The 13,652-nt window shown below is 67.5% G+C and carries 14 protein-coding genes and 1 tRNA gene; 11 read left to right on the top strand and 4 right to left on the bottom strand.

Annotated elements, in window-relative coordinates; genetic code table 11:
- Window positions 1-79 precede the first annotated feature (79 nt).
- Window positions 80-154 (bottom strand) — tRNA-Val (locus INQ41_RS08185).
- Between the two features lie 191 nt (window positions 155-345).
- Here INQ41_RS08185 and INQ41_RS08180 point away from each other — a divergent pair.
- Window positions 346-1,119 (top strand): DUF72 domain-containing protein, encoded by a 774-nt coding sequence (locus INQ41_RS08180; RefSeq protein WP_193983512.1) that lies wholly within the window; start codon window positions 346-348, stop codon window positions 1,117-1,119.
- Between the two features lie 12 nt (window positions 1,120-1,131).
- Window positions 1,132-1,854 (top strand): glutathione S-transferase, encoded by a 723-nt coding sequence (locus tag INQ41_RS08175; protein ID WP_193983510.1) that lies wholly within the window; start codon window positions 1,132-1,134, stop codon window positions 1,852-1,854.
- 44 nt (window positions 1,855-1,898) lie between these two features.
- Here the strand turns inward: INQ41_RS08175 and INQ41_RS08170 are convergent, their stop codons facing one another.
- A complete protein-coding gene (locus tag INQ41_RS08170; protein WP_193983509.1) occupies window positions 1,899-2,759 on the bottom strand; it encodes an EamA family transporter in 861 nt (286 codons plus the stop codon).
- Window positions 2,760-3,035: 276 nt separating this feature from the next.
- On the opposite strand from INQ41_RS08170, the gene INQ41_RS08165 reads away from it, so the two are divergent.
- The 5 genes from INQ41_RS08165 (at window position 3,036) to INQ41_RS08145 (ending at window position 7,737) form a co-directional block, all read left to right on the top strand.
- Window positions 3,036-4,250 carry an amino acid aminotransferase gene (locus INQ41_RS08165; RefSeq protein WP_282436997.1) on the top strand — a complete coding sequence of 405 codons (1,215 nt, stop codon included), beginning with the start codon at window positions 3,036-3,038 and terminating at the stop codon, window positions 4,248-4,250.
- Window positions 4,250-5,026, top strand: a complete 777-nt coding sequence (gene speD, locus INQ41_RS08160) for an adenosylmethionine decarboxylase (RefSeq protein ID WP_193983505.1) — start codon at window positions 4,250-4,252, stop codon at window positions 5,024-5,026. Before INQ41_RS08165 ends, speD begins: the two co-directional genes overlap by 1 nt.
- A gap of 73 nt (window positions 5,027-5,099) precedes the next feature.
- Window positions 5,100-6,578 carry a cytochrome ubiquinol oxidase subunit I gene (locus INQ41_RS08155; protein WP_193987286.1) on the top strand — a complete coding sequence of 493 codons (1,479 nt, stop codon included), beginning with the start codon at window positions 5,100-5,102 and terminating at the stop codon, window positions 6,576-6,578.
- A complete protein-coding gene (gene cydB / locus INQ41_RS08150; protein ID WP_193983503.1) occupies window positions 6,578-7,585 on the top strand; it encodes a cytochrome d ubiquinol oxidase subunit II in 1,008 nt (335 codons plus the stop codon). The genes INQ41_RS08155 and cydB overlap by 1 nt, the downstream gene beginning before the upstream one ends.
- Complete coding sequence (locus INQ41_RS08145) at window positions 7,585-7,737, top strand: DUF2474 family protein (protein WP_193983501.1); 153 nt, start codon at window positions 7,585-7,587, stop codon at window positions 7,735-7,737. Before cydB ends, INQ41_RS08145 begins: the two co-directional genes overlap by 1 nt.
- 25 nt (window positions 7,738-7,762) lie before the next feature.
- On the opposite strand, the gene INQ41_RS08140 is transcribed toward INQ41_RS08145, so the two are convergent.
- Together INQ41_RS08140 and INQ41_RS08135 are read right to left on the bottom strand one after the other, a co-directional pair.
- On the bottom strand, window positions 7,763-8,713 hold the full coding sequence (locus tag INQ41_RS08140) for a restriction endonuclease (protein ID WP_193983499.1): 951 nt from the start codon (window positions 8,711-8,713) through the stop codon (window positions 7,763-7,765).
- A 64-nt stretch (window positions 8,714-8,777) separates the two neighbouring features.
- Window positions 8,778-9,053: a polyhydroxyalkanoic acid system family protein gene (locus INQ41_RS08135; protein ID WP_193983497.1), complete on the bottom strand. Its 276-nt coding sequence runs from the start codon at window positions 9,051-9,053 to the stop codon at window positions 8,778-8,780.
- Window positions 9,054-9,158: 105 nt separating this feature from the next.
- Here INQ41_RS08135 and INQ41_RS08130 point away from each other — a divergent pair, with 105 nt between their 5' ends.
- The 4 genes from INQ41_RS08130 to aroA all read left to right on the top strand — a co-directional run bounded on the left by INQ41_RS08130 (window position 9,159) and on the right by aroA (window position 13,590).
- Window positions 9,159-9,953 (top strand): FHA domain-containing protein, encoded by a 795-nt coding sequence (locus INQ41_RS08130; RefSeq protein ID WP_193983495.1) that lies wholly within the window; start codon window positions 9,159-9,161, stop codon window positions 9,951-9,953.
- 78 nt (window positions 9,954-10,031) lie between these two features.
- Window positions 10,032-11,117, top strand: a complete 1,086-nt coding sequence (gene serC / locus INQ41_RS08125; protein WP_193983494.1) for a phosphoserine transaminase — start codon at window positions 10,032-10,034, stop codon at window positions 11,115-11,117.
- The gene (gene pheA / locus INQ41_RS08120; protein WP_193983492.1) at window positions 11,117-12,259 is read left to right on the top strand and encodes a prephenate dehydratase; all 1,143 of its coding nucleotides are present in this window, start codon (window positions 11,117-11,119) and stop codon (window positions 12,257-12,259) included. The genes serC and pheA overlap by 1 nt, the downstream gene beginning before the upstream one ends.
- Window positions 12,256-13,590, top strand: coding sequence for a 3-phosphoshikimate 1-carboxyvinyltransferase (gene aroA / locus INQ41_RS08115; RefSeq protein WP_193983490.1), 1,335 nt, complete (start codon window positions 12,256-12,258; stop codon window positions 13,588-13,590). Before pheA ends, aroA begins: the two co-directional genes overlap by 4 nt.
- Window positions 13,591-13,652: the final 62 nt, after the last annotated feature.

Genomic DNA, 13,652 nt, shown 5'->3' with positions numbered 1-13,652 from the left:
CCTTGCCCCCAACACGCGACGCCAGCGGAGGATCGGGCACAAAAAAGGCCACCCCGCAGGGTGGCCTCTGTACACAATCTGGTGGGCGGTGCAGGGATCGAACCTGCGACCCTTGCCGTGTGAAGGCAATGCTCTACCGCTGAGCTAACCGCCCGAAATCCGTTGTCCGGATCATCCGGCCGATTATACGGCAGCCCTGAATCCGCGCAACCGTTGTGTGGCCCCGACTTGCACGCCGCGCTTCGTGGCGACACGGGCACGGCTGCGTGAGCAGGTGCGACAGCGACCATGACGCGCTCTTGCAGCCAACCGGTCGAACATGGGCCACCCAGACCGGAGTGGCCGATGAGTGATGCCCCTGCGCCGAAGCCCGCCTCGTCCGTCCGCATCGGCTGCGCGGGCTGGTCGATCCCAACGCGTGCGGCGCACCTGTTCGGTGCCGGGGACAGTCATCTCGAGCGTTACGCGACCCGCTTCGACGTCGTCGAGATCAACTCGTCGTTCTACCGGCCACATCAGTCGAAGACGTATTCGCGCTGGGCGGACACGGTGCCATCGGGGTTCCGGTTTTCAGTGAAGCTGCCGCGGCAGATCACCCACGAGGCGCGGTTGGTCGAAGCCGACACGCTGCTGGGTGAGTTTCTGGATCAGGTCGCCGGCCTGGGCGCGAAGCTCGGCGGGTTCCTCGTGCAGCTGCCGCCGAGCCTTGTCCTCGACATGCGGGTGGCGAAGGCATTCTTCGGCTTGATGCGTCAACGCGTGGAGGTTCCCATCGCTTGCGAGCCACGCCACCCGAGCTGGTTTGACGCCGACGCCACGGACCTGTGGGAGGGTTTTTCGCTCACCCGCGTGGGCGCAGACCCGGCACGCGTGGCCGGAGCGGAGTCGCCCGCCGGCCCGAAGTCCGCGCGCTGGAGCTACTGGCGCCTGCACGGCTCGCCGCGCATGTATTACAGCCGCTACGAAGACCCGGTGCTCGAGCAACTGGCGCCGCGGCTTGTCCAGCGCGGCACGGCGACAGCGCAGGCGTGGTGCATTTTTGACAACACTGCTGGCGGCCACGCGGTGGAGGACGCGGCAAGACTGCAACAGCTGGTTTCCGATGACTCCACCCGCTGAGAGGAGAGACCCATGCGTTACGAGCTCTATTACTGGCCGCAGATACAGGGACGGGGCGAGTTCGTGCGCCTGTCCCTTGAGGAAGGCGGCGCGGACTACGTGGATGTCGGCAATGACGAGTCCGCGGGCGGCGTGGAAGCGGTGCAAGGCTGGCTGGAAGACGCTGCCGCGGTGCATCCACCGTTCGCGCCTCCCTTCCTCAAGGCCGGCGCCACCGTGGTCGCCCAGGTCGCCAACATCCTGCAATTCCTCGGCCCGCGTCTTGGGCTGGTCGGGGATAACCCGGACCACGCGCTGTGGACGCATCAACTGGAACTGACTATTACCGACATCGTCGCCGAGGCGCATGATGCGCACCATCCGCTGGGCGCCGGAAGGTATTACGAGGACCAGAAGGCCGAGGCGGCGAAGCGTGCGCATGAATTCCGCGAGCAGCGAATTCCCAAGTACCTGGGCTACTTCGAGCGCGTGCTGGCCAACAATCCGCAAGGCCCCGAGCACCTGGTCGGCGCGCAGCGGTCCTACGTTGACCTGTCACTGTTCCAGCTGGTCGCCGGCCTGCGCTACGCGTTTCCACGGGCGATGAAGCGGATCCAGAAAGACGTGCCGAAGGTGGTTGCGCTTGCCGACGCAGTCGCCGCGCGGCCCCGGATAGCTGCCTACCTGGAATCCGAACGGCGTATGCCCTTCAGCGAGGACGGCATTTTCCGCCACTACCCTGAGCTGGACGGCTGACGGGAACGCACCTGCGGCGACGGATCGAGTCCGTGGCCGCACCTTCACCCCCGCGGGGCGTAGGCGATCAGGGCGATGGCCAAAATCGCCAGCGCGATCGCCAGGCGGTTCCAGCGGCTGGTCGGCTCGCGGAACACCGCGACACCGACCAGCGTTCCCAGCACCACCACGCCGATGTTCATCGCCGCGAACACCACCGCCGGGCTTTCGGGCAACGCCTGGTGCGCGCGCACGTAGAAGACGATGTTGCCGAAGTTGAGCAGTCCCAGCAGCAGTCCGGCGGCGAAGCTGGACCTGTCCAACCGCGCGGTTCCACGCGCATGACGGGTGACCTGCCAGCCGGCCATGAGCACGAATGCCAGCACGAAGGCGACCTGCAGCGAGGCCATCGACGGCGTGCCCGACTGGGCGACAAGTTTCAGCAGCACGTCCACGCAGGCGAACCCTACCCAAACCGTGAGCAGCGGCATCCACACCATCCTTCCGTTGCCGGCTGACGCGGGGCGGGCAAGGATGCCGGCGACGGCGACCATTCCCAAGGCGAGACCCACCAGTTTGACGACGCTGGCGGTCTCGCCGAACACGGTGAACGCGGCAACCAGCGAGAGCAGCAGGGAAAGGCGCTGGGCGACGTCGGTCCGCACGATGCCGGCCTGGCGCACGGCGCTGGCAAGCACCAGGAACAGCGACGGCAGCAAAACGCCCAGTCCCAGCAACACCCACCAGTGGCCGCCGGCGCTGCGCAGGCTGCCCAGGTCCGGGCGCAGCAGCAGCGCGCACAGCACCGCGGCAACCAGGTAGTTCCAGGTCACCATCTGGGCGACATCAAGACGCTTGCGCGGAGCGATTTTCAGCAGTACCGAGACGAGGACGCTGCACAGGACGCTGAGGCCGATCAGGTGCATGCGTGCGTCCGGTCGGAGCAGGAGACAGGGAATTTCATTGGCGACATTGTCGGTTCGAGCCGCCGTTTCCGCCAGCACGCGCGTGCGCGGGTGGCACTGGCGGTCCTGCCGCCGCGCCTTCCGACTGCGCCTGTCGTCCGCGCGTCCTGCCACCGGCTGCTATTCGCGCCAACCTGCGCGACAATAGGCGCTCGAGTCGACGCGCGTCTGCGCCCGATCTCGCCATCCATCCCACGTGCCGCGCTGCGGCCGTCAAACCCCCTTCCTCCACAGGAGCTGGACATGTTCAGCCATTTGCCGCTTTACGCGGGCGACCCGATCCTTTCGCTGCAGCAGGCGTACCTGGCCGAGACGCGCGCAGACAAGGTCAACCTCGGCATTGGCGCCTACCAGGACGCGAACGGTGCCATTCCCACGCTGCGCTCCGTGGCGGCGGTTCGCCCGCAGATCGCGGCCGATCTGGGCGCGACACCGTACCTCCCGATTGCCGGATCAAAGACCTATCGCGACGCGGTGACCGAGCTGGTGCTGGGCACTGAGCGCTACGGAAAAGTGGCCGAGCGCGCGGTGGCCATCCAGTCGCTGGGTGGCTCGGGTGCCTTGAAGGTTGGCTGCGACATGCTCAAGCGCCACTTTCCCGATTCCGAGGTTTTCATCAGCGCGCCGTCGTGGCCGAACCACCAGGCCATCTTCGAGACGGCGGGGTTCAAGGTCGGCAGCTACCGCTATTTCGATGCCGCGACCAACGGCGTGGATTTCGACGGCATGCTCGCCGACCTGGAGCAGATGCCCGCGCGCAGCATCGTCATCCTGCATCCAGCCTGCCACAACCCGACCGGCGCAGACCTGACCCGCGCGCAGTGGGATGCGGTGGTCACCGTGGTGGCCGAGCGCGGCCTGCTGCCGTTCCTCGACATGGCCTACCAGGGCTTCGCCGAAGGCATCGACGCCGATGCCTACGCCGTGCACGCCATGGTCGATGCCGGGATCGTGCTGCTGCTGAGCGTGTCCTTCTCCAAGACCTTCTCGCTGTACGGCGAGCGGGTCGGCGCGCTGTTGGCGGTGTGCGATGACGCCGACGTTGCGCGTCGCGTGCTGAGCCAGATGGAGATGTCCATCCGCGCCAACTACTCCAGTCCGCCGACGTTCGGTGGCCGCATTGTCACCAGCGTCCTCACCGACGCGGCCCTGCGCAAGGACTGGAAGAACGAGGTCGAGGAGATGCGATCCCGGATGCTGCAGATGCGCGAGCGGCTGCATGCCGGCATGAAGGCGCGGGTGCCGTCGCTCGATGTCGACTACCTGCTGACCCAGCGCGGCATGTTCAGCTACACCGGCCTCAATCCGGCCCAGGTCGAGCGCCTGCGCGCCGAGCACGCCATCTATGCGGTGGGGTCCGGGCGCATCTGCGTCGCCGGCCTGCGCGATGAGAACGTGGACCGGGTCGCCGATGCGTTCGCGCAGGTGATGGACGACCCGGGGGCGGGCTGATGGGCAAGCCGCGCGGACAACTCAAACTCGACGGTTTCAACCACCTCACCAAGTCGCTGAGCTTCAACATCTACGACATCTCCTACGCGGTGTCGGAGACCCAGCGCCAGCGCTACATCGAGTACATCGACGAGGAGTACGACGCCGACCGGCTGACCGAGATCCTGCTCAAGGTCGCCGACATCATCGGTGGCACCGTGCTGGACGTCGCGCGCCAGGATTACGATCCGCAGGGCGCATCGGTGACGATCCTGATGTCGGACCGTCCCGCCGCCGTGCCGCCGCCCGGGCGGGGAAGCACCGTGGGGCACATGGACAAGAGCCACATCACCGTCCACACCTATCCGGAGATGCACCCCGACAACGGCATCGCGACGTTCCGGGTCGACATTGACGTGGCCACCTGCGGGCTGACCTCGCCGCTGGAAGCGCTGGACTACCTGATCAAGCAGTTCGACTCGGACGTGGTGATCTGCGACTACCGGGTGCGCGGGTTCACCCGCAACGCCAAGGGCAAGAAGCACTTCATCGACCACAAGATCAACTCGATCCAGGAGTCGATCCACAAGCGCCTGCTGGACAAGTACGAGTGCCGCGACGTCAACGTGTACCAGGAAAATATCTTCCACACCAAGATGCACCTGAAGAATTTCAACCTGGACGACTACCTTTTCAGCGAGATGGCCCAGCAGCTGTCGTTCCGCGAGCGCATGCGCATCGAGCATCTGCTGCGCAAGGAGATCATCGAGCTCTACCAGGGCTCGCCGGTCGAATAGGGGAACTGCATACGCAGGCGTAACCGGGCAGGCGGCATCCTGAGCGGGAAATTCCTGCAGAGTGCCGTTGACCATGGACCTTGATGCGCTGCTGCTGTCGCGGATCCAGTTCGCCTTCACCATCTCGTTCCACATCATCTTCCCGGCCATCACCATCGGCCTGGCGAGTTACCTGACGGTCCTGGAAGGTGCCTGGCTGTACACCAAGCGCCGCGTCTACCTGGACCTGTACCAGTTCTGGATCAAGATATTCGCCGTCGCCTTCGGCATGGGCGTGGTGTCCGGGGTGGTGATGGCCTACCAGTTCGGCACCAACTGGAGCGAGTTCTCGCGCTTCGCCGGTGGCATCACCGGCCCGCTGCTGGCCTACGAGGTGTTGACCGCGTTCTTCCTGGAGGCCGGCTTCCTGGGCGTGATGCTGTTCGGGATGAAGCGCGTCGGCCCCGGCCTGCACATGTTCTCCACCGCCGCCGTGGCGGTGGGCACGCTGATCTCCTCGACCTGGATCATCGCCTCCAACAGCTGGATGCACACGCCGCAGGGCCACGAAATCATCGACGGCATCGTGGTGCCGGTGGACTGGGTGGCGGTGATCCTCAATCCGTCGTTCCCGTACCGGCTGACCCACATGGTGATCGCCGCCTTCCTGGCCACCGCGCTGCTGGTCGGTGCCAGCGCGGCCTGGCAGATGCTGCGCAGGCACGACAACCCCGCGGTGCGGACGATGTGGTCGATGGCCCTGTGGATGGTGCTGGCGACGGCGCCGCTGCAGGCGATCGTAGGCGACTTCCACGGCCTGAACACGCTTGAGCACCAGCCAGCAAAAATTGCCGCAATGGAGGGCCACTGGGAAAACACGCCGGGCGAAGGCGTGCCGCTGACCCTGTTCGCCATCCCGGACATGGAGCAGGAGCGCAACCGCTACGCGGTGGACATCCCGAACCTGGGCAGCCTGATCCTCACCCACAGTTGGGACGGGCAGTTCGCCGGACTCAAGGAGTTCGCGCCCGAGGACCGGCCCAATTCGACGATCGTGTTCTGGACCTTCCGCGTCATGGTGGGACTGGGCCTGCTGATGATTGCGCTCGGGCTGTGGGGCGCGTGGAGCCGGCTTCGCGGGAAGCTGCACAGCTCGCGCGGCTTGATGCGTTTCGCGCTGCTGATGGGTCCGGCGGGACTGGTCGCCATCCTCGCCGGCTGGTTCACCACCGAGATCGGCCGCCAGCCCTGGATTGTGCAGGGCCTGATGCGTACCTCCGAGGCGGTGTCGGCGCACGCCGCCGGGCAGGTGGGCCTTTCGCTGGCGATCTTCGTGGTGGTGTATTTCCTGCTGTTCGGAGCGGGTACCGTCTACATCCTGCGCATCATTGACAGGGGCCCGGAGCCCGGTGACGGCGACGCGCCGCCGGAAGGCGGTCCGGGCCTGCATAACCAGCCGGGACGGCCGATGTCCGCCGCCAGCGGGCGCAGCGCAGACGGCGGTGACGCTGGCACCGGCGGGCGAACGCCCGAGCTGCAGCCGGTCGCCGCCAACCGTGGAGGGATGGTGTGATGGGTATCGACCTGCCGCTGATCTGGGGCGTGATCATCATCTTCTCGATCATGATGTACGTGGTCATGGACGGCTTCGACCTCGGCATCGGCATGCTGTTTCCGTTTTTTCCGCACAAGCATGACCGCGACGTCATGATGAACACCGTCGCGCCGATCTGGGACGGCAACGAGACCTGGCTTGTGATGGGTGGGGCCGGCCTGCTGGCCGCTTTCCCCCTGGCCTACGCAGTGGTTCTCAGCGCGCTCTACCTGCCGCTGATCTTCATGCTGGTGGCGCTGATTTTCCGCGGCGTGGCCTTCGAGTTCCGCTTCAAGGCGGAGGCCGGCAAGGAGCGCGCGTGGGACTGGGCGTTCATCGCCGGATCCTACGGCGCGACGTTCTTCCAGGGCGTGGTGCTGGGTGCTTTCATCAACGGGTTCGCGATGGATGGCGACCGCTTCGTCGGCGGCGCGTTCGACTGGTTCACCCCGTTCTCGATGTTCACCGGTGTCGGCCTCGTCGTCGCCTACATGCTGCTGGGCAGCACCTGGTTGCTGATCAAGACCGAAGGCGAGCTGCACGACGACCTGCGCCTGCGTACGCGCCACTGGGTCTGGGCACTGCTCGGGGCGATCGTCGTGGTGAGCATCTGGACCGCGATGTCGCAGCCGGCCATTGCCGAGCGCTGGTTCAGCATGCCCAATCTCCTGTTCTTCGCGCCGGTGCCGCTGCTGGTCGCGGCCGTGATGTTCTGGCTGATGCGGTCGCTGAGCGGCGAGTCGCATACCTCGCCGTTCCTGCTGACGCTTGCGCTGGTGTTCCTGGGATACAGCGGGCTGGGCATCAGCATCTGGCCGAACATCCTGCCGCCCGATATCAGCTTTTGGGAGGCCGCCGGCCCGCCGCAGAGCCTGGGCTTCACCCTCGTGGGGGCGCTGCTGATCATTCCGATCATCCTGGGCTACACCGGGCTGGCGTACTGGGTATTCCGCGGCAAGGTGCGCGCCGGAGAGGGTTACCACTGATGGCCGGCGGCGCCGACGGTGCGTCGCGACGCCGCCCCTGGGGCAAACGGCTGGCGTGGCTGGTGCTGATCTGGTCGGCGAGCGTCGCGGCCCTGGCGCTGGTGGCGCTGCTGATCAAGCTGGTCATGCGCGCGGTGGGCATGACGACCTGAGGCAATCAGGCGCGGCGTTTGCCGGTCAGTTCCAGGTGCACTGCAGGAACCGCACCGGGGATTCACTGCCCGGCGGTGGTTGCAGCTGCACGCGCGAATAGCGCAGGTCGCCATACGGCGACAGGACTTTGCAGATGCCATCGATCTGGCGGTCACTGGCGCCGGCGTCCAGCAGCGCGACCAGCGTGGACCGCGTCGCCCAGGATGCGCGGGCAATCCCCGGCAACCGCGCGACGGCGGCAGCGATGTCGCGGCGCTGCTCGTCCTCGGTGCCGGCGATCGCAGGCACTTCCGCCGGTGCGGGCGCGGCGGAACTGCTCTCGCTGTCTCGTGGCGCGAGCACTTCGGTCGTAGCGGCGGCGCTGTCGCGCGCCGGATCAACCACCGCCTCGGGGATCAGCAGCGACGCCAGGAACCCCACCAGCAGGGCGAGGATCCACGCAACGCCGGTGGCGCGAACCGTGCGGCGCCGCGAGCGCGCCACGATGTCCTCGTGCAGGCTGGGTGGCAGCAGCGGACTGATCAGCGGCCACAGGGTGGCTCCATCGATCAGCTCGATCCCTTGCGGGTGCTTGCGCACCTCGGGGTTGATCGTGCCCAGCGTGGCGACGATGCCGCCGCTGGCATTGCTGTCGCGCACCGCCGCTGCGAGCTGGCTGACGATGCCCGGTTCGACGCGGTAATCAACGCCCTGCTTGAAACTGAGCAGCCAGGTCTGTTCGCCGCGGTTGAGCAGGAGGTCGGCGTTCTGGCCGCGGTCGGCATCGGGGGCCAGGCGGCTCGCGCTGAAGCCCTGGCTTTCCAGCGCCTCGATGACGAAGCGCGACGATTCGCGCCAGCGCATCGCTGCCAGCGCCTTCAGGCCCAGCGCGATGACCGTCGCCCGGTTGTGGACCAGCCAGAGCCACGCGCTGCCCGCCGTGCCCAGAATCAGCGCAATCAACAATGCGGTGGTCATCGGTGAAGCAGTCAGCATGGCGGATCTTCGGGCGCGAGCCGGAGCAGGTCGACCGGTCAATATACCCGGGGCAGACTTTGTCTCAGCTGAATCGCTTGTCCAGCACGCGGCGCAGTTCGGACTCGATCGGGGCCTTCATCGCGGCGAACAGGAATCCCAGGTCGGCGGTGACATGCAGCGCGGTGGGCAGCAGCTGGATTTTGCCCTCGATGCCCGAGCGGTCGAAATGCAACGAATCGCTGTCCCAGCGGCAGGTCACCCCGAAACGCTCGGTCAACTTGTCGGCGATCTCCTGCACGGCCGCGCGCGCCTGCTGCGGCTCCATGGTGTGCGGGTGACGGATATCGATATCGGGCATGCGGATCTCCATTGGCAGGTCCCAGTGTTGGGGACGGAAACGCCAGCCTCAAGTCGATGGCGTCCAGTGCCCAAGCGCGGCGCGCGCATGCTAGATTCCGCCGCAGTGAATATCCTACGACTGCGATTCGCCAAGGGTGAGCGGGACGACCTGGTGCTCGGCGCCGGCGTGCATGCTGTGGGCCAGGACGAGGAAGGGCGCCCCTGCCTGGTGGAGGACGCCCACGACGCCCGGTTGCAGGTGTCGGTGGATCGCCGCGGGATCTGGTTGCAGTTGCGCGAGCACGCGCAAAGCATGCATGTAAACGGCCGTCCGGTGCGACGGATGGCGATGCTGCGCCCCGGCGACACGCTGCACATGGACGGGGTGGACCTGGTGCTGGTTGGTGCGCGGCCGGGCGCGGTGCCGTCCCGGCATGATCCCGACCCGCCCAAGGCACGCGCGGTCCTGCGTGCACTCGGCGGCACCCATCATGGCCGCTGCTTCGATGTCGACCGCCCGTGCTCGGTGGGCAGCCAGGCCGACGCAGGAGTGCACATTGCCGAGCCGGGCATGCCCGCCGAGCATTCCGTGCTCGAACCGCACGCCGACGGCGTCAGCATCCGGACCGTGGATCCAGCGGCAACCATCGAGGTCAACGGGCACCGGCTTACCGAGGGGCTTCTCCTGGCCGGGGACCAGGTGGTGTTCAACACCAGCCACCGCTTCGTGCTGGAGGCGCCGCGTGTGCCCACCGGCCCGGCACAGCCGCTGCCGGAAGTGCTGGTTGCGCCGCCAGTGGCACCCACGCCGCGTCGATCACCGCTGGTGCATTCGCTGCGGCGGATCCCGTGGCTGCTGCTCGCGGCGCTGCTGATGGCCGGCGCGCTGGCGTTGCTGCTGCTTTACGGGGCGCGCTGAGCGACCGCCAGCCGGCGGTCTTTACATCGTGCTGCAGTGCGGCATACCGTGGGGGTCACGCCCCACTGGATCGCCCCCATGTCCCGTCCGTACAACTTCAGCGCCGGCCCTGCGGCCCTTCCCGAAGCCGTCCTCGAGCAAGCCCGCGAGGAGTTGCTGGACTGGAACGGCGCCGGCGCCTCGGTGCTGGAGCTGAGCCATCGGGGTCCGGAATTCATGCGTGCCGCGGAGAAGGCCGAGGCGGACCTGCGCACATTGCTGTCGGTGCCCGATGACTACGCGGTCCTGTTCCTGCAGGGCGGGGCAACCACCCAGCAGGCGCTGATACCGCTCAACTTCGCCGCAGCCGGCCAGCCCGCCGACTACGTACTGACCGGTCACTGGGGCGCGACCGCCATCAAGCAGGCCCAGCCCTGTGTGGACGCCCGCGTAGCGGCCGATACTGCCGATGGCGGGTACCGGGGTTTGCCCGCACGCGCGGACTGGGCGTTGTCGGAAGGTGCGGCCTATGTGCACTACACCGCCAACGAGACGATCCACGGCGTCGAGTTCGACCACATTCCCGAGGTCGGCGAGGTGCCGCTGATCGGTGATTTCAGCTCCAGCATCGCGTCCGGCCCGCTGGATGTGTCGCGCTTCGGGGTGATCTACGCCGGCGCCCAGAAGAACCTCGGGCCGGTCGGCCTGACGGTGGTGATTATCCGCCGCGACCTGCTGACGCGCACCGGCCAGGCGCGCGCGCCGATCCTGGATTATGCCGCGCACGAGCGCGCGGGCTCCATGCTCAACACGCCGCCCACCCTTAACTGGTACCTGGCCGGGCTGATGTTCCAGTGGATGCTGGACGAGGGCGGGGTGGAGGAATTTGCCCGGCGCAGCGCGGTCAAGTCGCAAATGCTGTACGCGGCGATCGACGGGTCCGGCGGGTTCTATCGCAACACGGTCGAGCGCAGTGCGCGGTCGCGGATGAACGTGGTTTTCTCCTTGCACGACGAGAACCTGGACGCGCGCTTTCTCGAACAGGCCCGCGCGGTGGGGCTGATCTCGCTGAAGGGCCACCGCGTGCTGGGCGGCATGCGCGCATCGATCTACAACGCGATGCCGGTCTCCGGTGCGCAGGCATTGGCCGAGTTCATGGCTGACTTCCAGCAGAGGAACGGCTGATGGCCGCGAAGGGCAAGCCGCCTGCGAAGAACGCGGGCCGGGATGTGGTGCCCAAAAAGCCGCCCGCGCCGAAACTTGCCGAACTGCGCGAGCGCGTCGACGGCATCGATCGCAGCATCCAGTACCTGATCGCCGAGCGCGCGCGCTTCGCCAGCCAGATCGGCAAGGCCAAGGGCCCGCTGGCGGCGGCCATCGACTACTACCGCCCCGAGCGCGAGGCGCAGGTGCTGCGGCGGGTGGTCGACCGCAACGAGGGTCCGCTGGAGGGCGAGGTGCTGGTGCGCGTGTTCCGCGAGATCATGTCGGCCTGCCTGGCCCAGCAGGAGCCGCTGAAGATCGGCTTCCTCGGTCCGGCCGGCACCCATTCGGAGCAGGCGGCGTACAAGCACTTCGGGCACTCCGTCCTCGGCCTGCCACTGGGCAGCATCGAGGAGGTGTTCGGCGAGGTGGAATCCGGCGCGGCCGACTTCGGCGTGGTGCCGGTGGAGAACTCCACCCAGGGCACGATCCAGTCCACCCTGGACACCTTCCTGGGCACCGACGTCAAGATCTGTGGCGAAGTCGAGCTGCGCGTGCACCAGCACCTGCTCTCGCGCAGCGGCCGCTTCGAGGACATCGAGCGCGTGTACTCGCATCCGCAGTCCTTCGCCCAGTGCAAAGCCTGGTTGCGCCAGCACCTGCCCGACGCCGAGAAGATTCCGTTGGCGAGCAATGCCGAGGCGGCCCGTCGCGCCCGCAACGCCGATGACGCCGCGGCGATCGCCGGACTCAGCGCGGCGAATGTCTATGGCCTGAAATCGGTGGCCGGCCCGATCGAGGACCGGCCCGACAACACCACCCGCTTCCTGGTGCTCGGGCGCGAGCTGTTCCCGGCCTCGGGCAATGACCGCACCTCGCTGCTGATCTTCATCAAGGACCAGCCAGGCGCGCTGTTCCAGGTGCTGGCGCCGTTCGCGCGCCACGGCTTGAGCATGAACCGGATCGAGTCGCGGCCCGGCCACGGCGGGCGCTGGCAGTACGCGTTCTTCGTCGATGTCGGCGGGCACATCGAGCAGGAAGCGATGCGCCTGGCGCTGGCGGAGGTCGATGAGTTCGCCGAGCAGGTGCGCGTGCTGGGTTCCTACCCGGTCGCGATCGTATGAGCGAGGCGGTGCGGCAGGACTGGCTCGCCGGCAAGGGGACCGCGCTGCAGGGCAGCCTGCGCGTGCCCGGCGACAAGTCCATTTCCCATCGCGCGGTGATGCTGGGGGCGCTGGCGGAAGGCATCACGCAGATCCACGGTTTTCTCGAGGGTGAGGACACCCGGGCCACGGCGCGGATCTTCACCCAGCTCGGCGTCCGCATCGATACCCCGGCGCCGACGGTCTGCGTGGTACACGGGGTCCGCCTGCATGGGCTGCGCGGCACCGATGAGGTACTTGACTGCGGCAACGCCGGCACCGGCATGCGCCTGCTCGCAGGTGTGCTGGCGGGGCAGGCGTTCGACAGCGTGCTGATCGGCGACGCGTCGCTGACCAAGCGTCCGATGCGCCGTGTCACCGATCCGCTCACGGCAATGGGCGCGCGGATCGACACCGGCGAGGGCGGCACGCCACCGCTGCGTGTGCAAGCCAGTACAGGTCTGCAGGGCATCGACTATGCGTTGCCGGTTGCCAGCGCGCAGGTGAAGTCCGCCGTGCTGCTGGCGGGCCTGTACGCCGAGGGCGAGACCGTCGTGCGCGAGCCGCACCCAACGCGTGACTACACCGAGCGGATGCTGGCCACTTTCGGTTGGCCGGTGGAGACCGGACCTGGCGTCGTCCGCCTGAGCGGGGGCCATCGCCTGCGCGCCGCCCGCGTCGACGTACCCGCGGATTTTTCCTCGGCGGCGTTCTTCATTGTTGCCGCAACGATCATTCCGGGATCCGAGCTGCGACTGGAGGCGGTCGGCATCAATCCGCGCCGTACTGGCCTGCTGCAGGTCCTGCGCCTGATGGGCGCCGACATCCGCGAAGCGAACCGCCGCGGCGACGGCGGCGAGCCGGTTGCCGACCTGCTGGTCCGCCACGCGCCGCTGCATGGCATCGAAGTGCCGTCTGCGCTGGTGGCGGACATGATCGACGAGTTCCCGATCCTGTTCGTCGCCGCCGCCTGCGCCAGCGGGCGCACGGTGGTCCGCGACGCCGCCGAGCTGCGGGTCAAGGAGTCCGACCGCATTGCGACCATGGCGACCGGGCTGCGCACGCTCGGCATCAGCGTCGAGGAGACGCCCGATGGCGCCGTCATCGAAGGCGGGCGACTGGGCGGCGGCAGCATCGACACCCACGATGACCACCGCATCGCGATGAGCTTTGCGGTCGCCGCGCAGCGCGCTTCGGGCGAGGTCCGCATCAACGACATCGCGACCGTCGCGACGTCATTCCCGGGATTTGTCGAACTGGCGCGGGCCGCGGGAATGGCCATCGACGCGATTGCGGGGCCGCGCGCGCTGTAGTGCCCACACCGTCCTGCCGGATCGACCGACACCCGCATCGCTGTCTTTGAGCAGGACGGCAA

The organism is Lysobacter ciconiae (assembly GCF_015209725.1).
Taxonomy (GTDB): domain Bacteria; phylum Pseudomonadota; class Gammaproteobacteria; order Xanthomonadales; family Xanthomonadaceae; genus Novilysobacter; species Novilysobacter ciconiae.
This window is presented reverse-complemented; position numbering and strand designations above follow the sequence as displayed.